At 64.7% G+C, this 22,353-nt stretch carries 24 protein-coding genes; 15 read left to right on the top strand and 9 right to left on the bottom strand.

All coding sequences use genetic code 11. The features are described from left to right. Positions 1–21 precede the first annotated feature (21 nt). Positions 22–1,683 carry an aldehyde ferredoxin oxidoreductase family protein gene (locus AV929_RS16710; protein WP_064288784.1) on the bottom strand — a complete coding sequence of 554 codons (1,662 nt, stop codon included), beginning with the start codon at positions 1,681–1,683 and terminating at the stop codon, positions 22–24. 210 nt (positions 1,684–1,893) lie between these two features. On the opposite strand from AV929_RS16710, the gene AV929_RS16705 reads away from it, so the two are divergent. From AV929_RS16705 to AV929_RS16680, 6 genes are read left to right on the top strand one after another with little or no spacing between them, the layout of a single operon-like run. After that, positions 1,894–3,843, top strand: a complete 1,950-nt coding sequence (locus tag AV929_RS16705; RefSeq protein ID WP_064288783.1) for an ABC transporter substrate-binding protein — start codon at positions 1,894–1,896, stop codon at positions 3,841–3,843. A 3-nt stretch (positions 3,844–3,846) separates the two neighbouring features. Next, positions 3,847–4,800 (top strand): ABC transporter permease, encoded by a 954-nt coding sequence (locus AV929_RS16700; protein ID WP_008308066.1) that lies wholly within the window; start codon positions 3,847–3,849, stop codon positions 4,798–4,800. A gap of 3 nt (positions 4,801–4,803) precedes the next feature. Next, positions 4,804–5,841 (top strand): ABC transporter permease, encoded by a 1,038-nt coding sequence (locus AV929_RS16695; RefSeq protein ID WP_064288782.1) that lies wholly within the window; start codon positions 4,804–4,806, stop codon positions 5,839–5,841. Continuing rightward, positions 5,841–7,019: an ABC transporter ATP-binding protein gene (locus AV929_RS16690; protein ID WP_064288781.1), complete on the top strand. Its 1,179-nt coding sequence runs from the start codon at positions 5,841–5,843 to the stop codon at positions 7,017–7,019. Before AV929_RS16695 ends, AV929_RS16690 begins: the two co-directional genes overlap by 1 nt. Beyond that, positions 7,012–8,328 (top strand): ABC transporter ATP-binding protein, encoded by a 1,317-nt coding sequence (locus AV929_RS16685; RefSeq protein ID WP_064288931.1) that lies wholly within the window; start codon positions 7,012–7,014, stop codon positions 8,326–8,328. The genes AV929_RS16690 and AV929_RS16685 overlap by 8 nt, the downstream gene beginning before the upstream one ends. A 42-nt stretch (positions 8,329–8,370) precedes the next feature. Beyond that, positions 8,371–8,901 carry a hypothetical protein gene (locus AV929_RS16680; RefSeq protein ID WP_014041220.1) on the top strand — a complete coding sequence of 177 codons (531 nt, stop codon included), beginning with the start codon at positions 8,371–8,373 and terminating at the stop codon, positions 8,899–8,901. Between the two features lie 33 nt (positions 8,902–8,934). On the opposite strand, the gene AV929_RS16675 is transcribed toward AV929_RS16680, so the two are convergent. Together AV929_RS16675 and AV929_RS16670 are read right to left on the bottom strand one after the other, a co-directional pair. Beyond that, positions 8,935–9,978: a DUF4350 domain-containing protein gene (locus tag AV929_RS16675; protein ID WP_064288780.1), complete on the bottom strand. Its 1,044-nt coding sequence runs from the start codon at positions 9,976–9,978 to the stop codon at positions 8,935–8,937. Then, the gene (locus tag AV929_RS16670) at positions 9,971–10,930 is read right to left on the bottom strand and encodes a S49 family peptidase (RefSeq protein WP_014041222.1); all 960 of its coding nucleotides are present in this window, start codon (positions 10,928–10,930) and stop codon (positions 9,971–9,973) included. The genes AV929_RS16675 and AV929_RS16670 overlap by 8 nt, the downstream gene beginning before the upstream one ends. 127 nt (positions 10,931–11,057) lie before the next feature. Between AV929_RS16670 and AV929_RS16665 the strand changes: the two genes are divergently transcribed. From AV929_RS16665 to AV929_RS16650, 4 genes are all read left to right on the top strand, one after another. Next, the gene (locus AV929_RS16665; RefSeq protein WP_064288779.1) at positions 11,058–11,942 is read left to right on the top strand and encodes an aldo/keto reductase; all 885 of its coding nucleotides are present in this window, start codon (positions 11,058–11,060) and stop codon (positions 11,940–11,942) included. Further along, on the top strand, positions 11,939–12,667 hold the full coding sequence (locus AV929_RS16660; protein WP_196220005.1) for a class I SAM-dependent methyltransferase: 729 nt from the start codon (positions 11,939–11,941) through the stop codon (positions 12,665–12,667). The genes AV929_RS16665 and AV929_RS16660 overlap by 4 nt, the downstream gene beginning before the upstream one ends. Before the next feature lie 441 nt (positions 12,668–13,108). Then, positions 13,109–13,435 carry a cupin domain-containing protein gene (locus tag AV929_RS16655; protein ID WP_014041225.1) on the top strand — a complete coding sequence of 109 codons (327 nt, stop codon included), beginning with the start codon at positions 13,109–13,111 and terminating at the stop codon, positions 13,433–13,435. Positions 13,436–13,513: 78 nt separating this feature from the next. Next, positions 13,514–14,308 carry an HpcH/HpaI aldolase/citrate lyase family protein gene (locus AV929_RS16650; RefSeq protein WP_050037037.1) on the top strand — a complete coding sequence of 265 codons (795 nt, stop codon included), beginning with the start codon at positions 13,514–13,516 and terminating at the stop codon, positions 14,306–14,308. A gap of 24 nt (positions 14,309–14,332) precedes the next feature. On the opposite strand, the gene AV929_RS16645 is transcribed toward AV929_RS16650, so the two are convergent. After that, positions 14,333–15,352 carry a transcription initiation factor IIB family protein gene (locus AV929_RS16645; RefSeq protein ID WP_014041227.1) on the bottom strand — a complete coding sequence of 340 codons (1,020 nt, stop codon included), beginning with the start codon at positions 15,350–15,352 and terminating at the stop codon, positions 14,333–14,335. A gap of 229 nt (positions 15,353–15,581) precedes the next feature. After that, the gene (locus AV929_RS16640; protein ID WP_004591084.1) at positions 15,582–16,367 is read right to left on the bottom strand and encodes a helix-turn-helix domain-containing protein; all 786 of its coding nucleotides are present in this window, start codon (positions 16,365–16,367) and stop codon (positions 15,582–15,584) included. Between the two features lie 95 nt (positions 16,368–16,462). Between AV929_RS16640 and AV929_RS16635 the strand changes: the two genes are divergently transcribed. Further along, positions 16,463–16,864, top strand: a complete 402-nt coding sequence (locus AV929_RS16635) for a hypothetical protein (RefSeq protein ID WP_064288777.1) — start codon at positions 16,463–16,465, stop codon at positions 16,862–16,864. Between the two features lie 64 nt (positions 16,865–16,928). Here AV929_RS16635 and AV929_RS16630 read toward each other — a convergent pair whose 3' ends face one another. Beyond that, entirely contained in the window at positions 16,929–17,891 is a 963-nt protein-coding gene (locus AV929_RS16630; RefSeq protein ID WP_064288776.1) for a C-terminal binding protein, read from the bottom strand. Positions 17,892–18,055: 164 nt separating this feature from the next. Between AV929_RS16630 and AV929_RS16625 the strand changes: the two genes are divergently transcribed. Continuing rightward, positions 18,056–18,328: a ubiquitin-like small modifier protein 1 gene (locus AV929_RS16625; RefSeq protein ID WP_050007084.1), complete on the top strand. Its 273-nt coding sequence runs from the start codon at positions 18,056–18,058 to the stop codon at positions 18,326–18,328. Positions 18,329–18,359: 31 nt separating this feature from the next. Here the strand turns inward: AV929_RS16625 and AV929_RS16620 are convergent, their stop codons facing one another. Further along, complete coding sequence (locus AV929_RS16620; RefSeq protein ID WP_014041231.1) at positions 18,360–18,761, bottom strand: MoaD/ThiS family protein; 402 nt, start codon at positions 18,759–18,761, stop codon at positions 18,360–18,362. 91 nt (positions 18,762–18,852) lie between these two features. On the opposite strand from AV929_RS16620, the gene AV929_RS16615 reads away from it, so the two are divergent. The 3 genes from AV929_RS16615 (at position 18,853) to AV929_RS16605 (ending at position 19,981) form a co-directional block, all read left to right on the top strand. Further along, positions 18,853–19,221, top strand: coding sequence for a hypothetical protein (locus tag AV929_RS16615; RefSeq protein ID WP_064288775.1), 369 nt, complete (start codon positions 18,853–18,855; stop codon positions 19,219–19,221). A 126-nt stretch (positions 19,222–19,347) separates the two neighbouring features. Further along, positions 19,348–19,602, top strand: a complete 255-nt coding sequence (locus AV929_RS16610; RefSeq protein ID WP_014041233.1) for a hypothetical protein — start codon at positions 19,348–19,350, stop codon at positions 19,600–19,602. A 10-nt stretch (positions 19,603–19,612) separates the two neighbouring features. Next, a complete protein-coding gene (locus AV929_RS16605) occupies positions 19,613–19,981 on the top strand; it encodes a hypothetical protein (protein WP_014041234.1) in 369 nt (122 codons plus the stop codon). Here the strand turns inward: AV929_RS16605 and AV929_RS16600 are convergent. Continuing rightward, positions 19,965–20,330 carry a hypothetical protein gene (locus AV929_RS16600; RefSeq protein ID WP_064288774.1) on the bottom strand — a complete coding sequence of 122 codons (366 nt, stop codon included), beginning with the start codon at positions 20,328–20,330 and terminating at the stop codon, positions 19,965–19,967. The two genes, AV929_RS16605 and AV929_RS16600, sit on opposite strands and share 17 nt — an antisense overlap. A gap of 36 nt (positions 20,331–20,366) precedes the next feature. Continuing rightward, positions 20,367–22,313 (bottom strand): aldehyde ferredoxin oxidoreductase family protein, encoded by a 1,947-nt coding sequence (locus AV929_RS16595; RefSeq protein ID WP_064288773.1) that lies wholly within the window; start codon positions 22,311–22,313, stop codon positions 20,367–20,369. Between the last annotated feature and the right edge of the window lie 40 nt (positions 22,314–22,353).

Raw genomic sequence — 22,353 nt, 5'->3', positions numbered from 1 at the left:
GCGAGGATTCCGGGGCGAGAATTAGACCGGCAGCGTATTCTCGGGGACCGTGCCGTCGTCGGACCAGCCGCGTGCGTCGTAGTACTCGTCGAGCGCTGCTTCGAACGACGGGAGTTCGTAGGGGAGCGCGTCGTCTGTCCGGTCGAAGCCGCGCTGGTTGTTGAAGTGGCGTTCGAGGGTCACGGTGCGAGCGCCAACGGCCATCAGGTCCTCGAAGTCGGCATCGAAGAGTTGTTCGTAGCGCTCGGGAGTCATGAAGTCCCGCGAGAACTTGCAGACGACGCCGCTGTCGTTCAGCGCCATCAGGTTCTCCCGCTCGACCAGCACGTCGGCTTTCCCGAGCGTCCCCTCCGGAGCCACCGCCTGTTCGTCGGGGACGAGTGGGTACTCGACGGAGTAGAACGTCGCATACATGTGGTCCGCGCCGCGGTTGGCGACGGCGTAGGAGAGTCCCTGGCCGTGAAGGACACGGCCCTCGTGAGCCGCGAAGTCCATCCCCTTGACCGTCCAGTTCTCAACACCGAGGTCGTCGTAACAGCGGTCGATGCCCTCCGCGAGGGTGTCGCCGACACCCTCTCGGTGGGCAATCTTCTCGACAGTCTCGTGAATCAGGTCGGTGTCGCCGAAGGCGTCCTCACTGGCGAGATACGCGGCGACGGTGTTGCCGGCGGAGATGGCGTCCATCCCGAGGCGGTCACAGAGTTCGTTGGACTGCATCACGTCCACGATGTCGTCGACGCCGGAGTTCGACCCGAACGCCATCGCCACCTCGAACTCGGGGCCTTCGGTCTCGACGCCGCGCTCCTTGTCTTGCGTCGGGAGCTTGCAGGCGAACGCGCACGCTGAGCAGGTCCCCTTCTTGTACTTCTTCGATTCGACGGCGTCGCCGTTGATGCCCTCCACGCCCGCGAAGGACTGCTCGGAGAAGTAGTAGGACGGGAGCCCGTCGACCTCGTTGGCGAGGTCCATCACCGAGACGGTTCCCTGCCGTTTCATGATGTGGTCCGCTGTGGCGGCTTCCCGGTGAATGTCCGTCTGTATCGGCGGAACCTCGATGTCCGGTGGGGAATCGCCCGCGAACGTGAGTCCCTTGACGTTTTTCGCGCCCATGACCGCGCCGAGGCCGCCGCGACCGAACGCCCGCTCCCCGCTCGTCATGATGGACGCGAACCGGACCCGGTTCTCGCCGGCCGGGCCGATAACGGCCGTCTGGTCGGCCTCGATACCGTGTTCGGCGTCGAGGTACTCCAGCGTCTCGGGAACGGTCGCGCCGGCGAGGTCGGGGACGGCCTCGAACTCGACGCCGTCGTCCCGAACGTGGAGGATGACGAGTTCGTCGCTCTCGCCGGTGAGTTCGACAGCGCTGTACCCGGTATCGGCGAAGTTCCTGGACATGAACCCGCCGGCGTTCGAGGAGAGCAGTCCGTCAGTCAGCGGTGAGACGCCGGTGCAGTTCATCCGGCCGGTGAAGCTCATCTGGGCGGCCTGCATCGGCCCCGTCGAGAACACCAGTCGGTTCTCCGATCCGAACGGGTCAACGTCGAACGGGATCCGCTCGTGGGCGAGCCGCGTCCCGACGCCGCGACCACCGAGGTACTGTTCGAGGATGCCGTCTATCTCCTCCGTGTTTCTCTCACCCGCTGACAGGTCGACTGTCAGCAGCGGCCCCGTTGAGTATATCATGATTGTTGCTTGACTATCCATGATCTTATCGATTGTGCCATGGGCGACTGTTCAACTGAAGCCGTTCCCACCTCCATCAGGAGGCACTAATAAACCCATAATCGGTGTAATAGCGTTTTACTGTGGTTTCGGTCGCAGTTCATGATATCATGTTTACACTATAAGTATGATCAACAATAACACATATCTTACCCTCCGAGGGATGTGTTCATGTCTCAAGATGCAGATGCCAGCGGAACGCCGACAGTATCGCGACGACGGATGCTTCAGACTACGGGTGCCGCCACACTGGCCGCACTCGCCGGCTGTAACACCGGTACCAACGACGGAGCCAGTAGCGGAGGCGGCGGTGGGGCTCCCGACCCGGTCCGTGAGCGCGTCGACGTCGATGTCGACGAGATTCAGGACGGGGGGACCCTCCGGTTCGGCCTCGGTGCCGGAATCGACTCCTTTGACCCGTCCTACAGCACCAATGCGCCGTCCGGGAACGTCCACGGCCTCGTCTACGAGAGTATCATCACACAGGACGCCGCAGGCACCGTCTATCCCTGGCTAGCGAAGTCCTGGGAACGGGTGGACGTACAGGAAGTCGAGGACGGAGCCTACGAACCGTACATGGTGTCGGCTGATACGGACGACGACGGGAACCTCGTCGCCGACGACCAGATACTCATCCGGAATCAGGAGGCCGGTGAAGTTCTGAGTGTCAACGAGGCCCCCGACGCCGTCGAAGACGGTACCTACGGCATCAAGTACCAGGCCAAACTCCACGAGGGCGTCAAATTCCACAACGGCGAGGAGATGACCGCCGAGAACGTCGCCCGGTCCTACGAGGTCGTCGAGAACTCCTCGATTTCGGCCCAGACGTTCGACTCGTTCCTCTACGCCGAGGTTGTTGATGACTACACGGTCAACATCTACGGGCAAGAGCCCGATGCGGAAGCCGACAACCAGCTCCCGGTCGACGTGTACCCGATGGAGCACATCGAGGAATACCCAGACACGGGCGCGGACCCGCGCAACGACCACACCCCCATCGGGACGGGACCGTACCAGTTCGAATCCTACGAGACCGAGGAACGCGCCGAGTTCAGTTCCTTCGACGACTACTGGCTCGACGACCTCGGCCTCGACGCGCTGGAGTGGTGGGACGGCCCGGACGGCTTCCCGACGAGTCCGGTCGTCGACGAAGTCGTGGTCGCCATCGTGCAGGACAACGCGACCCGTGCCGCGGCGCTCAACAACGGCGAGATCGACCTCACCTACGGGCTCAACACCGGCACGTACGGCGAGTACCGGAGTGCCGAGGACTTCCGGCTCAGCGTGACTAATGCCGGCGCGTACAACTTCCTCCAGTACCCCGTCACCCAGTCACCGTGGGACGACCCGCGCATCCGCCGGGGCGTCAATCAGCTGATTCCCCGTGCCCAGATCGCCGAGAACATCTACAACGGGTATCGGAATCCGGCCTACACGCCGCTACCTGAAATGGCCGCCAAAGCGGGGACGGTGGACTACGAGGCACTCACCAAGGAACTGCGCCCACAGACCGAGCAGAACACCGAGGCGGCGACCGAACTGCTGCAGGAGGCCGTCGACGACCTCGGCGTCGAGACGCCAATCGAGGCCACAATCGAGACGAACGCGACGGACGACCGCCTGCGCGAGGCCGAACTCATCGCGCAGGTGCTGAGCAACACGGAGTTTTTCGACATCAGCGTCGAGGACTTCGAGTTCACAACATTCATCCAGCGCATCCTCGGCTCCGAGTACTACCAGCAGGGCAACATCGTCCTCATCGGCCTCTCGGGGACGTTCAACCCCGGCAGTTTCTACGACGCCGTCAACTCCATCGACAACTTCGGCCAGTGCTGTAACTTCAACCGGATTGACACGCCGGAACTGGACGAAATCGCGACGGAGGCACGGTTCTCCGTCGAGGCCGTCGAAGACTCACAGTTCCGGGGCGAGCAGTACGACAAGGTGTGGCAGGGACTTATCGAGCAGGCCCCGAACAGCTACACTGTCTTCGGGACAAACGTGACGGCGCTGTCGACGGAGTACGTCGGCTACAACACGTACACGTTCTCCAGCAGCATCCTGCCCTACGGCCTCCACGCCCCAGAAGACCAGCAGGTCGCCTATCTGAACCGGGAGTAACCCATGGGCCTCAGACGCTTCATCGCAGTCCGGGTGCTCACGACCATCCCGATACTGTTCGGAGTCTCGGTGTTCACCTTCGCGATGGTCCACCTGACGCCAGGGGACCCGATCGACCAGTTAGTGGCGCTAAACCCCCAGATTTCGGCCGCCGAGGAGGCGGCGATACGCGCCAGATACGGGCTCGACGGCCCGGTGTGGCAGCAGTACTTCACCTGGATAACCAATGTCCTCCAGGGCGATTTCGGGACGGTCATCAACGTCGACCAGCCGGTCGGTCCGTACATTATGGACCGGTTACCACAGACTATCGCACTGGGCCTGTTCGGCTGGGTTATTGCCCTGCTCATCGCGATTCCGACCGGCATCTACGCCGCCGTGAACAAGGACACGCTGGGCGACGACCTCTCGCGGGTGTTCGCGCTGTCGGGCATCTCGCTGCCGAACTTCTGGCTCGGCCTGATGCTCATCCTCGTGTTCGCGCTCTGGCTCGACCTCTGGCCGGTGCTGGCTCCGAACAAACCGCTGTTCTCGCCGGCAATGCTGAAGTATCTCGTCCTCCCGGGCGTCACCATCGGGACGGCGTCGTCGGCCACGCTGATGCGGGTGATGCGGTCGTCGATGGCCGAGGAGATGAACAAGGAGTACGTCACGGCGGCCCGGGCGAAGGGGCTGCCCGAGCGGACGGTCGTGTTGAAACACGTCCTGCGGAACTCGCTCATCTCGGTGACCACCATCGCCGCGTTCCTGACGGCGAGTATCTTCGCCGGCGCTGTCGTCGTCGAATCAGTGTTCGCCTGGCCCGGTCTGGGGCGAGCCTTCGTCAAGGCGATCTCCGGCCGCGAAGTCGACCTCATCATGGCGATCACGCTGTTTACCGGTGTGACGATCATCCTGGCGAACCTGCTCGCAGACATTGTGTACGCGCTGTTAGACCCACGAATTCGCTACGACTGACCAATGAGTACTGAACGAGGACGCATACGCATAACGGGGTTCGACTCCGACCGCGTCGAGTCCCGCGAACCGCTATCCGACTGGACAGAGGAACGAGACACCGAAACCGAGAGTCGCTGGGAGCGCGCCTGGGGCGAGTTCCGTGACAACCGGAGCGCGATGCTCGGGCTCTATATTGTTGCCCTGATGGGAATCCTGGCTGTATTCGCACGCCCAGTGACAATCGCGGGCGTGACAGTCCAGCCCTTCTCGCTGGCCCCCTACGACCCGAGCGCGATTCTGTACGTGCAGGGTCTCGACGTGAGCGCGTACGAGGCCCCGTCGCTGGCCCATCCGTTCGGCACCGACGGCTCCGCCCGGGACGTGTTCTCCCGCGTGCTGTACGGCGGTCGGTTCAGCCTCTCGATTGGCTTCATCGTGGTCTCGATTACCGCCGCCATCGGGCTGGTGTACGGTGCCATTGCGGGCTACTACGGCGGCCGGATCGACGAAGTGATGATGCGGCTGCTCGACCTCATCTTCGCGTTCCCCGGCCTCCTGTTGGCGTTGATTATCGTCGCCGTGCTCGGCAAGGGGTACTGGGAGCTGGTGCTCGCGTTCACCGTGTTCGGCTGGGCCGGCTACGCCCGACTGATACGCGGTGAGATACTGAAAGTCAAGGAAAACGAGTACGTCATGGCCGCGAAGGCGCTGGGCGCGCGTGACCGTCGCGTCATCTTCAGACACGTTGTCCCCAACGCTATCGCGCCGCTGGTCGTTCAGGCCTCGCTCTCCATCGGGACGGTCGTCATCGGCGTGGCGGCGCTTGGCTTCCTCGGCCTCGGCCTCCCGCCCGGGTCCGCCGAGTGGGGGACGATGCTGGACGCAACCCGCGAGACCATCGTCCAGGGACCCGGCGGGACGATTCCCTGGTGGGTCACCGTGTTCCCCGGCGGCGCGATCTTCCTGTTCGTGATGTCGATGAACCTCATCGGTGACGGCATCAACGACGCGCTCAACGCGCAGGAAGGTACTGACGTAGCCACTGGAGGCGAGGTCTGATGTCACTGCTGGAAGTCGAAGACCTCACGGTGAACTTCTACACCGAGGAAGGCGTCGTCACCGCCGTCGACGACCTCTCCTTTCGCATCGACCGCGGCGAGAAGTTCGGCGTCGTCGGCGAGAGCGGCGCGGGCAAGAGCGTCACCGCGCTGTCAGTGATGCGCCTCATCGAGGAACCGGGCCGTATCGAGAGCGGGACGATCCGCTTTGACGGCCAGGACCTCATGGAACTGTCCGACTCAGCGGTGCGGGACGTGCGGGGCAACGACATCGCGATGATATTCCAGGACGCCCAGACCGCGCTGAACCCGGTGTACACCGTCGGTGAGCAGATTTCCGAGGCCATCCGGCACCACCTCGACTACAGCGACGCGGAGGCCCGGGACCGCACGATCCGGCTGCTCGACGACGTTGGCATCCCGGAGCCGGAAGCCAGATACGACGACTACCCCCACGAGTTCTCCGGCGGGATGCAACAGCGGGCCATCATCGCGATGGCGCTGTCCTGTGACCCCGACCTCCTCATCGCCGACGAGCCGACGACGGCGCTGGACGTGACCATCGAGGCGAAGATCCTGGACCGCCTCGACCGCCTCGCCGACGAGTACGACACGGCCATTCAGCTCATCACCCACGACCTCGGCGTCATCGCGGAGATGTGCGACCGGGTGATGGTGATGTACGCCGGCCGCGCCGTCGAGAACGCCCCTGTCGAGGAGCTGTACTACGACCCGAAACACCCCTACACCGTCGGGCTGATGAGCGCCATCCCACGCATCGGCGACCGGCAGGACCGGCTCCAGACGATTCCCGGGACGATGCCGGACCTCGTTGAGGTCCCCTCTGGCTGTAGCTTCCACCCGCGCTGTCCCTTCGCCGAGGAAGCCTGTACGCGCAAACAGCCGCCGCTCGTCGACCCCGAAACCGGCGACGGTGTCGGTCTGTCCGACCGCTCGGCGGCCTGTCTGGCCTACACCGGGGACCTCGATAGCGAACTGGACTACGAAGTCGAAGTGAAAGGGGGCCGGGGGAGTCCGCCAGACGATACCCAGCCCGACCCCCGCGGCGGGCGCACGGACACGGAACCACTCCAGGCCGACTCCGACCCGGTCGGTCTCGACACCGACCTGTTAGACCGCGATGGCCCAGACGACTCGGGAGGGCAACAGGATGGCTAAGACGGCCGATAGCCCGATCCTGGAGGTCGAGAGCCTCACGAAATACTACGAGTCTGGCGGGACCATCGTTGACACCCTGCTGGGCCGGAGTCAGGAGGTGAAAGCCCTGGACGGCGTCGACCTGGAACTCTACCCCGGTGAGACGCTAGGTATCGTCGGCGAGTCCGGCTGTGGCAAGACGACGCTCGCCCAGACGCTGCTGCGGCTCATCGAACCCACGGCCGGCTCAGTCCGCTACAAGGGCGAGGACTTGACGGGGGCTTCTGACGACCGCCTGCGGGCGCTCCGGAAGGACATCCAGTACATCTTCCAAGACCCTTTCGCCAGCCTCAATCCGCGGCTGACGGTCGGCGACATCGTCGGCGAACCGCTGGACATCCACGGGATCGCGGACGGCGAGGAGCGAACCGAGCGTGTCAAAGAGTTGCTTGAGACCGTCGGGCTGAGCCCGCGTCACACACACCGCTACCCCCACGAGTTCTCGGGCGGTCAGCGCCAGCGCATCGGTATCGCCCGCGCGCTCGCCGTCGACCCCGAGGTCATCGTCTGTGACGAACCCGTCTCGGCGCTGGACGTGAGCGTGCAGGCCCAGATTCTGAACCTGCTGGAGGACTTGCAGGACGAATTCGGCCTCTCCTACATCGTCATCGCCCACGACCTCTCTGTCGTCGAGCACATCTCCGACCGCGTGGGCGTCCTGTATCTCGGGGAGTTCGCCGAAGTCGGCCCGACCGAGGACGTGTTCCAGCCGCCGTATCACCCCTACGCCGAGGCGCTGCTGTCGGCCATTCCGGAGCCGGACCCCGGCTGGGAGGGGGACCGTATTTTCCTCTCCGGCGATGTTCCGTCGCCGCTGAACCCCCCGTCGGGCTGTCGGTTCCACACCCGCTGTCCGAAGGTCATCCAGCCCGAAGGCACCGACATGGCCCAGTCCGAGTGGCGGTCACTGATGGACCTGAAACAGCGGCTCCGCAAAGCCGACTCGCTTGAGGCCGTCACCGCCGTGCAAGAGGGCGTCGAGGACGAAGACCTGAGTCAGCTCTCGCGGTCCGCACTCGAAACCCGGGTCCGCGCCGAGTTCGGCCTCCCGGACACGGTCGGCGACCGGGAGGCCGAGGACGTGCTCGCGGCGGCGCTCGACCACCTGCACGACGAGGCCTTCGAGGACGCGCTGGCGGCGATGAACGACGCCTTCAGCTCCCCCTGCGAGCGAACCGACCCCGCGCTGTTCGACGTCGGTGACGACCACCGCATCGCCTGCCTGTTGCACGACGACGAGCGACCGGACACGCCGACGCGGACGGGGTAGCCCCGAGCAACGCTTTTGCGCACGCCAGTCCACAATCCGACAATGCGTCGCATCTACGACTCGGGGGCGCTCCACCGCGACGACGATGAGCCACAGGCACCCACTGAGCGCGGGGCACGGCCACAGGCCGCACGCAGTATCGACGGCGGGGCCTGGAGCGACCGTCTGGTGCCGACGTGGCTCCGCTACCGCGCCGTCTCGGTCGACATCGAGGTCCCACAGCGGTCGTATCCGGCGGGAACCGAGGTGCCGTTCGTCGTGACGATGCAGAACGCGCTTCCGGTGCCGATAACGCTCCCGACGGACTCGCCGCGGCCGTGGACGTGGTACGTCGATGGAGTGCCCGAGGCGTCCCACGTCGATAGCGTGCCCAGCGAGGACGGTAGCCTCCAGTTCGACCGCGGCGAACGAAAGCGGTTCAGGCGACAGTGGGACCGGATGTTCCGGGTCAGCGACGACGAGTGGGAGCCCGCACCGGCCGGGGAGTACACCATCGGCGCAGGGCTGAGCGTGACCGACGCTGCCGAGCGTGGCCTGTACAGCGAGACGACAGTCAGCATCAGCGATCAGTAGAGACGCGAGCAATCGCGCACCGGGCGATGCGGATCAGGATCCGGGAGGGGTCGGTGCAGGTGTGGGAGTCGGCTCTGCTGGTGTTTCAGTCGGGGTTACAGCTTCCTCGTCCGTCCCGAAGCCGCCATCGAAGGTCTCACCGGCATCCGGGTCGGGTGCTTCACCGTCGAGCAGGAACGAAAGCAGGTTCCCGATGAACACCTCGTTGTCGGCGTCGTATATCTCGGAACTGCGTATGAACGTCGAGTCAGTGACGAACACCATGTTGTCGTTGCGGACGACTGTCGCGTACGTGCCGGTGCGACGCGTCTCCAGCGTCCGGGTGCCATCGGCAGCGGTGAACTTCGTCTCGGCATCGCCGTTTACCACCGCGTAGCCGGCGGTGTCGAAGGTGATCGTCTCGACACCGTTGGTCAGTTCGCCGTCGTCGCTTGGCGACGCATAGATGGCCTTGAAGTTGTTGTCGTTGGCCGAATCATCGACATTGTACAGCTGTTCGGACCCCATCCGAACGCCGTAGCGCTCGGTGGCGTTGTTGGCTCCGAACGACACCGTCGTCGTCGACTGGGTGAAGCCGGTCGACAGGCGGGTCTGTGTCGGTTCGGCGAGGACGACGACACGGCCACCGTCGTCTGTGTACTCCTGTAGCGCTTCGCGTTCTTCTTGCGAGTAGCTGCCGAGCGGCTGGACGATGAGCACACCGTCGTACTGGCCCAGCGAATCGGCGAACGAAGCAGTGCCGGCGGTGCCGTACTCAACGGTGTGGCCCGCTTCGAACACGGCCTCGGTAATCGGTTCGAGTTCGGACTCGGACACCTGATTGCCGTGGCCCGTGTCGACGAGTATTCGCTTGTCACTCGCCTCGGAGTCGACCGATATCTCCCCTTCTTCGGGGTCGACAGGGGCATTGACGGCGTCGGGCTGGTACTGCGACGGAGACTGGCCGTCGATCGACTGGCCGTCCGGCGGGCCGGATGACCCCGGATTAACGACTGCGAGGAGGAACGTGCCGCCCAGTATCGCCACGAGAACGACGATAAACACGGCGAGCGGCTTGACGATACGGCCCTCAGTCATTGCGGATCACCGTTGCGTTGTTGTCCTCGGCGGGGATTCCCCAGACGGCGTAGTACTTCACCGGTTCCCGGAACATCGTCTCGCTGTCGTCGGGATGGACGAGATAGGTCACGTTGTTCGCGCCCTGCACGGTTTCAGCGCCGGCAGGGACGATGATGGCGTTGAATTGGGCACCGCCGCTTCCCAGATATGTCACGTCGTACCCGTCGCCCTCGATGTCGCCTGAGAGCGCGGCGGCCCGCTCGATGGCCAGTTCGGAGTCACCGATGCGGTCGGCGAAACCGTTCTGGGTTGCCTGTGCGCCGAGGTACGTGCCGCCGTTGGCGACTTCCTCGCGGGAGACGGTCAGTTGCTCGCCCCGGTGACGCATGACCGTCCCGACGAAGGAGCGCTGGAGCACCTCGATATCCTCTCGGAGGCCGTCCTTGCTTATCTGGGCCTTGTCCGGCCCCGAGCGGACGAACGTCTCGCCCTGCTGTTCGGCCTGCTCGATGAGGCTCAGCGGGGCCTGGACGATGACGCCGATACTCCCGACGTTCGAACTCGGCTTGACCACGATCTCGTCGGCCGGAGCGATGCCGTAATAGCCGCCCGAGGCGGCCGTGCCCTCGACGTAGGCGACGACGGGCATCTCGCTGGCGGTCCGGTTCACGGCGAGGTAGAACTCCTCGCTTGAGTCGACCGGCCCGCCGGGGCTGTCGACCCGGAGGACGACTGCCTCGATTGAGCCGTTGTTCCGTGCTTCGCGGAGGTCCTGCTTGACGGCGTTGACGTTAGCGTCGGTTGTGCCGCCGCGAAGGGTGACGACGGCGACGCTCGGATCGTCGTCGCCACCGCTTGGCACGCCGTTCCAGATGACCGGCGCGAATATCGCGGCGACGACGAGGGCGAGCGTGACTGCGATCACGTACGACGCCGTCATCGCCGAGAACAGTTGTTCTCTCCCAAACATCTATACATCCCGTTCGGACTGCGGGAGTAATAAACCCCGGTCGGCGTCCCCTGTTGCGGTCTGCCGCACTGGACAGGCTGAGAGAGCAGCGACCAACGGTTATTGGGCTCCGAGTCGTGCAACCGGTATGGAAACCCGAGCACTGGGCGACACTGGGCAGGAGAGCACGGTGCTGACGTTCGGCTCGATAGCACTCAACTGGCTCGAACAGGAAGGGGCGAACCAGCTGGTCGAACTCGTGCTGGACCACGGCGTCAACCACTTCGACGTCGCGCCGACCTACGGCGACGCGGAGCTGAAACTGGGGCCGAAGCTCCGCCAGCACCGCGAGGAGATTTTCCTGGGCTGCAAGACCCAGGAGCGCGGGTACGAGGACGCGGCCCGGAAAATCGACCGGTCGCTGGACCGCCTGGGCATCGACACTATCGACCTCTACCAGATTCACGGCCTGGAGTACGAGGACGAACTGGACACCATCACCGCCGACGACGGCGCACTCGATGCGATACGCGAGGCGAAAGCGGCGGGGAAAATCGACCACATCGGGCTGACGAGCCACGGTAATCCCGAACTCATCCTCGACGCCATCGACCGCATCGACGACCTGGAGACGGTGATGTTCCCGCTGAACCCCGTCGTCGCCGGCAAGGACGACAGCGAATACGACTACGAGGCCGTCCTGGACCGCTGCGAGGCGGAGGGCATCGGCACGCTGGGCATCAAGGCCTTCGCGAAGGGGTCGTGGCCGCCGACCGACGAACTGGCCGAGGCCGACCGCCCGTACGCGAACTGGTACGAGCCGGTCGACACGCCGGAAGTCATCCGTGAACGGTTCGACTTCGCCGCCGCCCAGGGGCTCGATACCGTCGTCAGCCCCGGCGACCCGAAGCTCGTGGCGATGGTGCTCGACGCCGCCAGCCGCTCGGAGGGAATGGACGGGGCCCGCCAGCGTGCGCTCATCGAGGAAGCGCGCCACGACGACAGCCCGGTGCCCGAGCAACTGCACCACTGAGCGTGGACGGCGTTCCGGAGACGGTGACGGCCGCCCTCGCCGACCGGCAGGTCGAAGGCCAGGTCTGTCTCGAAGCCGGGGCCGGCGTCGGGAACACGACAGCGGGGCTGCTGGCCCAGGGTGCGGATCGGGTGTACGCGGTGACGAACGACGCCGATCACGCCGCGACGGTCCGCGAGCGCGTCGGCGACGGGAACGCCGACCGGCTTGTCGTCGTCGAGGCCGACCTCCGGGCGACGCCACTCGTGACAGATAGCGTCGATCTGGTCACCGCCCATGGACTCTGTAACGTCCTGCCGCCGACTGCACTGGACGCCGTCGCGGCCGAACTGACGCGGGTCGCAAAACCCGGTGGCCACCTCGTTGTCGACGACTACGCGGTGCCGCCCGCCGATGCGTCTGTCAACCGACTGTTCGCGCTGGAAAACGCCGCTGCCAGAGCCGTCGACGGCCAGCCGGCACTGACGTTCTACCCGCCCGCTGTGCTGGCCGCGGTGTTCGCCGACCACGGTTGGACTGTCGAGCGAAAGAAGACCTTGCTGGAGCCTGTGCCCTGGACCGAGGCGCATTTGGACGCCCACGCGGAGGTGGTGCGTGGGTACGCTGACGACCTTCCAGACGTAGTTGGGGGACCGCTGGCCGCGATGGCCGACGACATAGCTGCTGCTATCGGCTCCGAGCGAACCGGGACGATGTACAGTCTCGCGTTCCGGCTAGCGGAGTGATGAGTTGCTTGTATATTTCGTGACGAGAGTTCGAACAGCCAGAAAGCCCCGAGACGCTGGGCTACTGTGACTCGCTGCGCTCCTCACTACGTTGCGGTGCTTCCGTCGTCTCGTACGCCCAGCGTCTCGCCCCTTTCAGTCCCACCTGTGGCCGGTTGGTCAATCCAGGCTGGGTGGGACTGAAAGGGGCGGCTGGCTGAACGACGGCGGACGACGCAAGCACTGCAACGAACGTAGTGAGTGAAGCGCGCAGCGAGGTCGTTCGAGAGAGCTTTGCTCTCTCGTGATGACGAAAGACGCGACGCGTCTTTCGAACCACCCCCAAGTTCAGCCAGCCGGGGCTTTCTGGCTGTTAGATAATACACTCACTCAAGAAACGAAAAGAGACACAGATTTTCCTGGCAACCGAACGGCTAAGGAAGCGCCGGCCCACGGACAAATATGACGCTCAACCGCCTGTCCGAGTTCGACGCCGAACCGGAAGAGGGTGAAGTCATCGACGGGGAACTGGCAGTGACCGACGACGTGCTGGTGAAGGCGTTCGCGCTGGGGCCGGACGCGACAATCGACCCGCACGAACACGACGACGCGACGAACGTGTTCCACGTCGTCCGTGGCGAGGTGACGGTCCAGCAGGAGGATAGAGAGGAAGCCATCGCCGCGCCGGGGGTCGTGCTGAACGAGCGGGGGCAGGCCCACGGCGCGCACAATCACACCGATGGCGTCGTCGTGCTGACCGCGAGCCTCTGTCCCTTGCCGGGACAGTAAGGGGCTGCCGTCGGAATAACAGAACTGACCGGCCGTTTCCGCACCACGCTTATCGGTGTTGTAGTTCACTGACAAGTCATGGCCGAACCACTGCCGACGAACGGACTCCGCAAAACGGTCGACAGCGGCGGCGTCGCGCTGGGCGTCCTCGACAACACATACAGCCCGACGCTGGTCGAATTCTACGGGGACCTCGGCGTCGACTTCGTCTGGCTCGACTTCGAACACGGCGGGCCGGACCCGTGGGACGCGGCGACCGTCGAGAATCTGCTGCGGGCGGCCGACGGCACCGGGACGGAGCTACTGGTCCGCCTGCCGGATACGGCTCCGACGCTGGTGCGGAAGGCGCTGGACCTTGGGGTCAAGAACGTCTTCCTGCCGCGGGTCGAAACCGCCGACGAAGTCAGGGAAGCCGTCAAATCAGGGCGGTTCCGGTACGACGGCGACCCGGGCGACAGGGGACTGGCCGCGCCCCGAGCGCGTCGCTGGGGCCTGGGCGAGAACTACATCGAGGCCTCGGACGCGGAGACGCTGGTCGGAACCACAATCGAGACGAAGGCGGCGGTGGAGAACATCGACGCGATTCTGGACGTGCCCGATCTCGGCTTCGTGTTCATCGGCCCGTTTGACCTCTCGGTGTCGCTCGGTCATCCGGGCGAAATCGAGCATCCGGAGGTACAGGAGGCGGTGGAGACGGTCCGCTCGGCGGCGGTGGAAGCGGACGTCACCGTCGGCGGCCTCGGGTTCGGGATGGACGACGTGAACGAGAAGGCCCAGTCGGGGTACCAGATACTGCACGTCGGGAGTACGACCGGCGCGGTACAGAACGCTGTGCGCGGATGGCTGGACGATTTCGAAGGGGACCGAAGCTAGGAGAACAAAGGGATAGCGGCCGAATCAGGCGCTCGCACCGGATTCAGCGCCGCTCGTCGCGTCGACGGCGCTGTCGTCGAGTTCCGCTTCGGCTTCCAGCAGTTCGCGGTAGCGCTCGCGGATGGTCACAGTGCTGATGTCCGTGGCCTCGCTGACGGTCTCCTGGGTCATCTCCTCGCCGAGCAGCAGGCCGGCGGCGTAGATGGCCGCGGCGGCGAGGCCGACGGGGCTCTTGCCGCTGTGGACGTTCGCTTCCTTCCCCGCCTCGATAAGCGCACGGGCCTGGCGTTCGAGGGCGTCGTCGGCGTCTAGTTCGGAGATGAACTTGCTGAGGTAGGTCGCGGGGTCCGGCGGGCCGACCTGCAGCGAGAGTTCGCGGTTGAGATAGCGGTACGCGCGGGTGAACTCCATCTCGTCGACGCGGCTGACGACGGCCATATCGTCGAGCGTCTGTGGGAGGTTCGACTGTCTGATTGCGGCGTACAGGGCGGCAGTCGCCATCCCTTCGATGGAGCGACCGGGTAGCATCCCTTCGTCGAGCGCGCGGCGGTAGATGACGCTGGCCGTCTCACGGGCGCTTTCAGGGACACCGAGAGCGCTCCCCATCCGGTCAATCTCGCCAAGCGCCTGCTTGAGGTTGCGCTCGGCGTGGTCGCGGGTGCGGAACCGCTCGTCCCAGGTCCGCAGGCGCTGCATCTTCTCGCGCTGGCGCGTCGACAGGGAGTTGCCGTAGGCGTCCTTGTTCTGCCAGCCGATGTTGGTCGAGAGACCCTTGTCGTGTTTCATCTCCGTCGTCGGGGCACCGACGCGGCGCTTGTTGTCGCGCTCCTGGCTGTCGAAGGCGCGCCACTCCGGGCCGTGGTCGATCTCGTCCTCGTCGACGACGAGGCCGCAGGCTTCACAGACCGTCTCGCCGCGACTGTCGTCGGTGACGAGGCTTCCGCCACAGTCCGGGCAGGCGTGGCCAGTGCTCGCCTCGGACTCGGCCTGTTCGTCCGCACTTTCATCGCGTTCGTCGGGGGAATAGATGCTGCGTGTCGTCATAGTGTGCCTCTGCGAGCGCGTGGGACGCCCGCGGTCGTACCCAATTATAGGGGTGCATCCCCCATGACGACTCGTTTGGCATATGCCGAAACCCTGATAAGTGATAGATAGCTGTTACGTTCGCGCGCCACAGCGCATGACGCCCCTCCGCGGTCATCCTGTGCTGACCTGCGACGCGGCAGTATTCAGGTAGTGCAGTTCGGCCCGGTTCCGGATACGATATCGCCGTTTACACGCCCGAGCGGCCGATGCGGAGGCGTCCGCCCTCGGCGACATCTTCGTCGGCCTGAACTGGCCCCATCGACCGCGTGACGAACGACCGGACGATCCACGCTTCGGCCCGCTGGAGGCGGTACTGGAGCGTCGACCGCGACACGTCGAGCGTCTCGGCGAGTTCGGTGAGCGAAGTATCCCGGGGCGTCCGGTAGTAGCCGTGTTCGACGGCGGCCTCGACGGCGGCCTGTTGCTCCGGCGGGAGCTCCGCCAGCGTCACGGCCTCGTCGACCCAGTACGAGGGCGAGCTAAGCTGCCGGAACTCGACGGTGAGCCCCTCGCGGAGCTCGGATTCCATCTCCTCGAACAGTCCGTCGACGCCGGCGTCGCTGCACAGGAGCAGCCGCCACTCACACCGGCTCCCGCGGCGTTCGGTCTCGACGAGGACACCGCGGCCGACGTGGTCGATGGCCAGCCGCGGAATCGAGTGACAGTCACCGGCTTCCGACCGGTAGCTGTACACCGTCCGGACTCCGGGGTCCGAGCCGATGACCTCGTACGTCCAGTCGGTCTTGCAGTTGCGGGTCCCGATGCACTCGGTACACTGGACCGGGTCGTCGTACACGTCGTCAAGCTGTTCAAGGGCGGTCTCCGGGCCGGCGACCCGTTCGAGCCGCCACATCCCGTCTCGCGTGACGTTGCACGCGATAGTCCGGGAGTGGGTTTCCGGGTAGTCGATGAACACGTCCATCACGGGGTCGACATTCCGTTCGTAGTCGATAGTGAAGATGAACTCTCGCATATACGTCCCGTTGCGTGCCAAGCCGTTTATACGCACTGTCTCATTCGGCGTATGCCAAACAAGCTGTAATTGGTACGGGAGGCCACCGATAGAGTATGTCGTGTCCTGTCTCCGCATCTACTGGCGAATCGCCCGGCGGACCGACCGCCGGCGATACGCCGGACGAGTCCGCATCGCGTATTCGCGGCTATGAACTGCCGACGCACAACTGGCGACACACCGTCATCTACGGAGTCGTGTTCTGGGCGGTCGTGGCCGCTGCGTGGCTCGCCGTCCCGGCCGGCCACCCCTTCCAGTTGGGCGTCACGCTTTCGGGACTGTTTGCGGCCCCGCTGTTGCCGGTCGCGCTCTACTGCGATTACCGGCAGGCCAGGCGCGTCGGCACATGTGACCCCGGGCTTCGCGCGTATCTCTCGAATCTCGTCAGAGATATCAAGACGGCGGTCACGGGTCAGAGCGCCCTCGGCGACCAGCGTCGGGAGTTCATCCGCTGCTGAGCGCGGTCACACCACTCGCCGACAACCGTTTCGACGGTCTTAGCGGTCAACCACGGCCGTATATTTACAGCCAGTCCGTCTCGGGGTCGATCCGGTTCGGTGGCGTCTCACCGGCCAGCGCGGCCTCGACGTTCGCGGCGACGGCGGCGTTGAGGTCGTCGCGGGCTTCCTCGGAGTACCAGGCCGCGTGAGGCGTAACGATGCAGTTGTCAAGGCCGACCAGCGGGTGGTCCGCCGTCGGCGGTTCCTCGGCCAGCACGTCGAGGCCGGCGGCCGCAATCGTCCCGTCGTCCAGCGCCGCCCGAAGCGCTCCCTCGTCGACGAGGCCGCCGCGGCCGGTGTTGACGAGGACGGTGTGGTCGCGCATTGCCGCGAGCGCGTCAGCGTCTATCATCTCCGCCGTGCTCTCGGTCAACGGCGCGTGGAGGGAGACGTAGTCGGCCCGCTCGTACAGCGTCTCAAGCGTGACCTTCTCGACATCGGCTTCGGCCATCTCCTCGGCGTCGACGTACGGGTCGTAGGCGATGACGTCGATGTCGAACCCTCGCAGTTGGTCGCGCACTCGTCTCGCGATGGGGCCGAAGGAAACGAGACCGAGCGTCTGGTCGCGGACGCGGTGTACCGGTCGGGTCCGCTCCCAGCCCCACCCGCCGTCGCGAACGTCGCGGTCGTAGGCCGTGAGTGTCCGAACGCAGTCAAGCAGGAGCGTCACCGTGTGGGTCGCGACCTCGTCCGTGCAGTACTCGGGGACGTTCGTGACGGCTACGCCGTTGTCCGCTGCCGCGGACACGTCGATGTTGTCGATACCGACACCCGCTCGCGCGACGATCTGGAGGTCGTCCAGCGCGTCGAGCACCGCAGCGGTGACCGGCGTGTTCACGTCCACAACGAGCGCCGCTGCACCGGCGGCAGCGTCCCGGACCGCGTCCTCGTCGTCTGTCTCCGCGACAACGACATCGGCGTCGAGTTCCGCCCGCAGTCGGTCGACAGCTATCATCGGGTCATCGCTTGCGACCACACGTTCCATACGCGGAGTCATGGACTGGGACGGTAAAACGGGTCGAAGTCGTTCCCATCGAATAGGAATTCGAGGTCGATGATAGATTCAATACAACGAATAAATCAGTTGCTCGTTCGATTCACGCGGTCCGAGCGCTGTGATTTAAGCCACTCGACCGCCAACCCAGCGGTATGCAAATCGAGCTGCGGTTTTTCGCCAACTTCCGGGAAGCCGTGGGGCAGAAAACGGTTCAGCGCGAGTACGAAAACGACCTGCAGGCGGGTGACGTGCTCCGACAGCTCTCCGAGGAGTTCACCGAGATGGACCTGTTCGAGGACGGCGAACTGCGGGAGTACCTGACGATTCTTCGGAACGGGACGGACATCGCTCATCTCGACGGAGAGGAGACGGCGCTGGAAGACGGGGACGAACTCAGCGTGTTCCCGCCAGTTGCCGGGGGGTAGAACGGCCCGGCGGAGCAGGCGGGGACTCGAATCAGCAACAGAAAATAAACGGGAACATCAATCCGACGCGGTCGCCGGCTTCTAATTCTGTGTCCAGTCCATCGAGGTGTTCGTTGAACTCGCCGTTGACCGCCACTCGCGCGTAGCATCTGGTCTGCTCGCCTTCGGGGTTTTTCGCCCAGTCGCCCGGCAAGTCCGCCATCTCCGGGGCCCAACCCTCGGTGGTGGCGTCGGCTTCGGTCTCCGCGATGAGCATATCGCCCACGTCGTACTCCTGAAAGAACGCGTCGAGGAAGTCACGTAGCGTGTTCCCTTCGAACGTGTATGACAGCGCCGGTTCGCCGACGACCCGGCGGACGTGGCCGGTACACCTGACCTCGACAGTGGTCAGGTCCGGTGCCGACGACTGTCGCTCTACTGTCTCACTGCTCATACATGCGCTATGACCCGCCGACACAAATCAGTAGAGACGAACATGTTCGCCCATCGCTGGGGTTTATTTGCGGCGAACTCTGTGTGGCGATATGGACAATATCGAACTGGGGATTCCGCCCGGAATTGTCGACTCGCTGCCGCCGGACAGCGAGGACACGAAACGCGACATGGAACAGGCCGTTGGTGGCTGGGAGCGGGAGCTCAACGCCGCGCTCAATACCGAAGAGCCGGCCAGCGCTGTCGTCGACCACATCGAGCAGTTCGAGAGCCGGTGGGAGGCCTACGACGAATACGTCGTCGAACTCCGAGCCTGGGGCCAGTCACCCATCTACGCGATGGCCTGGCGCGACCTGCACGCCGCCGTCATTGCCCAGATTTACGACCACGCCGATCTGGATGAGCGCATCAACCGCGAGCGCAACGCCCGCATCGTCGACGACGGTATCCGGCCGGGATAGAGTGTATCCGTCCGGGGTAGGCCGTCGCCGTCCGGGAGAGGGGAGCCATCCGGGATAGCGCGGTTGTGGCAAACGAGCGCCGGACCGCCGATAAGTTTAGACGACCGCACCCGTAACGACCACGTAATGGAGCGTGAACGGAGTTTTCGCGGCATCTCGGCACGGGCTGCTATCGGCTATCTGGAGAACCTGGGCGGCGAGCAACGCGGCGACGCGACCGTCGAAGGTGACGGCTGGGCAGCAACGCTCTCCGAGGAAAAAGTCGCTATCGGGCCGAGCCTCCAGCTCAACGAGGTGACAATCCAGTTCGACGGCGAGCCGGAGACGCTGGAGCCGCTCATCGAGAAGTTCGCACAGAAAGCGATGCGGGCGGGCGGCTGACCGGGGCGCGATGGCCGACCCGTCGTACCCCATCGAGGGGCAGATCGTCCTGCTGGCCGGCACACAGGCCAGCGTGCCGCTCGACCAGCTCCCTGACCTGCTCGGACGGGTCCAGACGTATCTCCGGGCGAACCGTGCGAGCTACGACAGGAAATACGAGCGCATCAGCGGCCCCAGAGAGGCCGATTACGTCTGTGCCGAGTCGGGCCGCTGGGACAGTATCGGTACAGAACTCGGGCTGAGCGACCGCGAGCGGGACGCGGTTCGGCGGGCTCACGCCGCCCAGTTCGAGCGCGACGGCCGGCGGCTGGACAGAAGCGAGGAGTTCGAGACGACGCTCGAAATCAGGGACGTGCTGGCGGTCAGCTCCGAACCGTAATCGTCTCCAGCACGCGCTGGGAGAAGTCCGTCTCCGAGAGATCGCCGTTTTCGAGGGCATCGATCCACTCGCTGTCGACTGACCATTCGCCGAGTTCGGTGTCTTCGAGGTCCGTCACCGTCGCCTCGATGTCGACCCCGGACCAGTCATCGGCGTGCAGGTCCCGGAAGACGTTGATGACGCGGCCGATTTCCCGGTGGGGAATAACGGCCGCCTCGTCGGCCGAAATCGACTCGTAGGTGAGCCGGTACGTCTCGCCCTCGTCGTCGAACTCGGTGACGTACACGCCGTGGCTGGTCAGTCGGGACTCTACCTGGAATTCGAAGTCGTCGATATCTGCCTTGCGCATTAGAGAACTGAAGTGTGTTCGGCTGCCGGGGCTGTCTCAGTCGTCGCTCGGTGCCGCTGCGCCACCGGAGCTGACGCCGGTTCCGGGACCGATGTCGATGCCAAGTTCATCGAGTTTCTCGTCGGGAACGACACCGTTCTCCCAGTCACGCACCTCGTAGTACTCGTCTTTCATCTTCGAGAGTTCCGCGAGTTCGCCCTCGGAACCGCCCTGTGCCGGCATCGCGTGCTCGTCGCCCTCCACGAACCGGTTTGGCAGGTCGTCGTCGGACCCGTCGAAGCCCGCGAGGTTGTTGTAGTACCGTTCGAGGTTGTAGACGCGCTCGCCGGCCTCCATCAGTTCCTCCTCGCTCACGTCCAGCCCAGTCATGCCGTTGTACTGCAGGACGTACTCCTCGATGCCTTCGGCGAAGGCGTTGAACTTGCAGATGTCGAAGGAGTCGCTGATAGCGTGCAGGTCCTGGAAGGTGGCACACAGCTCGCCTTTGCCCTCCCACTCTCGCGGGTCGACCTTCTCCGGGATGCCGAGAATCTCAGCCGCCGGCGTGTAGCCGCGCAGGTGACACGCGCCGCGGTTCGAGGTCGCGTACCCGATTGCCATCCCCTTCATACAGCGCGGGTCGTAAGCCGCCATCGTCTGGCCCTTGACCGCCAGCGAGTTGGTGTGGGCATCGAACTCCTCTGCGAGGTGGTCCGGCCCCTCAGCGAGATGGTCCGCGAGTTCCGTCTCGCGGTGGGCGATCATCTCGATCATGTCGATCATCGTCTCGGCGTCGCCCCAGTCCAGGCCGTCGCCGAGCTCGTCGAGTTTGCCCTCCTCGGTCATCTCCATCGCCATCGCCATGGTGTTGCCAACGTCGATGGTGTCGACGCCGACGTCGTTACACCGGTCGAGCATCACGGCGATCTTGTCGCGTTCGACGTGGCCGGAGTTCGGGCCGAGCGCCCACGCGGACTCGTACTCGTAGGACTCCGTGCGGACGTTCATCTCCTCGCCCTTGTGCATCGCCTGCACCTCGACTTCCTTCTTGCAGGCGACCGGACAGGAGTGACAGGTCGGCTCGTCGACCAGGATGTTCTCCCGGACGTTCTCGCCGGAGACGTTCTCCGAATCCATAATGCGCTCGCCGTCGCCTTCGGCGTCCGAGTACGAGCGCGTCGAAGAGTACTTCGCGTTCTTCGTCGGGAGGCCGTCCATCTCTTCGGTGAGGTTCATCAGGACGTTCGTGCCGTACATCGAGAGTCCGCCCTCGTTGGGTGCGGTCACGTCGGACTCCTGGATGACCTGCATCGCCTGCTTGTGACCCTCCTGGAACGTCTCCTGATCCTTCGGCTTGGGCATCCGCGTCCCGGATTTCACGACGACGGCTTTGAGGTTCTTGTTGCCCATCACGCAGCCGGTGCCGCCGCGGCCCGACGCGCGGTCGTCTTCGTTGATGATACAGGCGTACTTGACCTCGTTTTCACCGCCCTGTCCGATGGCCATCACCGAGAGGTTCTTGCCCAGCGAGCCGCCCTCGATCTCGCCTTCGAGGTCGTCGATGGTGTCGTGGACGCCCTGCCCCCAGAGGTGCGAGGCGTCGCGCAGTTCCACTTCGCCGTCTTCGACGAGCGCATACACCGGCTCGTCGGCCTGGCCCTCGAAGAGGAGTCCGTCGAAGCCTGACCACTTGAGCCGCGCTCCGGACCAGCCGCCGTGGTGTGAATCAGTGACCGTCCCCGTCAGCGGCGATTTCGTACAGATGGCGATACGGCCGCTCATCGTCACCTGTGTCCCCGTCAGCGGCCCGTTCATGAACGCCAGCAGGTTGTCCGGACCCAGCGGGTCCACGTCCGGTCCCTGATCGAAGACGTACTTCACGCCGAGCCCGCGTGCACCGATGTACTTTTTCGCGTCTTCCTCGTCGATACCTTCGTAGGCTACGTCCCCGTCCCCGAGGTCGATTCGCGCTACATGGTCCTGAAAGCCACCAAGGTCTGTCATGGTAATACATGACTCTCCGGCTGGGAACAACTTAACGATT

Origin of the sequence: Haloarcula sp. K1 (genome assembly GCF_001647155.1) — an archaeon.
Lineage (GTDB): Archaea > Halobacteriota > Halobacteria > Halobacteriales > Haloarculaceae > Haloarcula > Haloarcula hispanica.
The sequence above is the reverse complement of the archived record's forward strand: the minus strand, read 5'-3'. Positions and strand labels throughout refer to the sequence as shown.

Coding starts and splice junctions, on each gene's coding strand:
- AV929_RS16710 (WP_064288784.1), bottom strand. CDS start 1,683: ATGATATACTCAACGGGGCCGCTGCTGACAGTCGACCTGTCAGCGGGT.
- AV929_RS16705 (WP_064288783.1), top strand. CDS start 1,894: ATGTCTCAAGATGCAGATGCCAGCGGAACGCCGACAGTATCGCGACGA.
- AV929_RS16700 (WP_008308066.1), top strand. CDS start 3,847: ATGGGCCTCAGACGCTTCATCGCAGTCCGGGTGCTCACGACCATCCCG.
- AV929_RS16695 (WP_064288782.1), top strand. CDS start 4,804: ATGAGTACTGAACGAGGACGCATACGCATAACGGGGTTCGACTCCGAC.
- AV929_RS16690 (WP_064288781.1), top strand. CDS start 5,841: ATGTCACTGCTGGAAGTCGAAGACCTCACGGTGAACTTCTACACCGAG.
- AV929_RS16685 (WP_064288931.1), top strand. CDS start 7,012: ATGGCTAAGACGGCCGATAGCCCGATCCTGGAGGTCGAGAGCCTCACG.
- AV929_RS16680 (WP_014041220.1), top strand. CDS start 8,371: ATGCGTCGCATCTACGACTCGGGGGCGCTCCACCGCGACGACGATGAG.
- AV929_RS16675 (WP_064288780.1), bottom strand. CDS start 9,978: ATGACTGAGGGCCGTATCGTCAAGCCGCTCGCCGTGTTTATCGTCGTT.
- AV929_RS16670 (WP_014041222.1), bottom strand. CDS start 10,930: ATGTTTGGGAGAGAACAACTGTTCTCGGCGATGACGGCGTCGTACGTG.
- AV929_RS16665 (WP_064288779.1), top strand. CDS start 11,058: ATGGAAACCCGAGCACTGGGCGACACTGGGCAGGAGAGCACGGTGCTG.
- AV929_RS16655 (WP_014041225.1), top strand. CDS start 13,109: ATGACGCTCAACCGCCTGTCCGAGTTCGACGCCGAACCGGAAGAGGGT.
- AV929_RS16650 (WP_050037037.1), top strand. CDS start 13,514: ATGGCCGAACCACTGCCGACGAACGGACTCCGCAAAACGGTCGACAGC.
- AV929_RS16645 (WP_014041227.1), bottom strand. CDS start 15,352: ATGACGACACGCAGCATCTATTCCCCCGACGAACGCGATGAAAGTGCG.
- AV929_RS16640 (WP_004591084.1), bottom strand. CDS start 16,367: ATGCGAGAGTTCATCTTCACTATCGACTACGAACGGAATGTCGACCCC.
- AV929_RS16635 (WP_064288777.1), top strand. CDS start 16,463: ATGTCGTGTCCTGTCTCCGCATCTACTGGCGAATCGCCCGGCGGACCG.
- AV929_RS16630 (WP_064288776.1), bottom strand. CDS start 17,891: ATGGAACGTGTGGTCGCAAGCGATGACCCGATGATAGCTGTCGACCGA.
- AV929_RS16625 (WP_050007084.1), top strand. CDS start 18,056: ATGCAAATCGAGCTGCGGTTTTTCGCCAACTTCCGGGAAGCCGTGGGG.
- AV929_RS16620 (WP_014041231.1), bottom strand. CDS start 18,761: ATGAGCAGTGAGACAGTAGAGCGACAGTCGTCGGCACCGGACCTGACC.
- AV929_RS16615 (WP_064288775.1), top strand. CDS start 18,853: ATGGACAATATCGAACTGGGGATTCCGCCCGGAATTGTCGACTCGCTG.
- AV929_RS16610 (WP_014041233.1), top strand. CDS start 19,348: ATGGAGCGTGAACGGAGTTTTCGCGGCATCTCGGCACGGGCTGCTATC.
- AV929_RS16605 (WP_014041234.1), top strand. CDS start 19,613: ATGGCCGACCCGTCGTACCCCATCGAGGGGCAGATCGTCCTGCTGGCC.
- AV929_RS16600 (WP_064288774.1), bottom strand. CDS start 20,330: ATGCGCAAGGCAGATATCGACGACTTCGAATTCCAGGTAGAGTCCCGA.
- AV929_RS16595 (WP_064288773.1), bottom strand. CDS start 22,313: ATGACAGACCTTGGTGGCTTTCAGGACCATGTAGCGCGAATCGACCTC.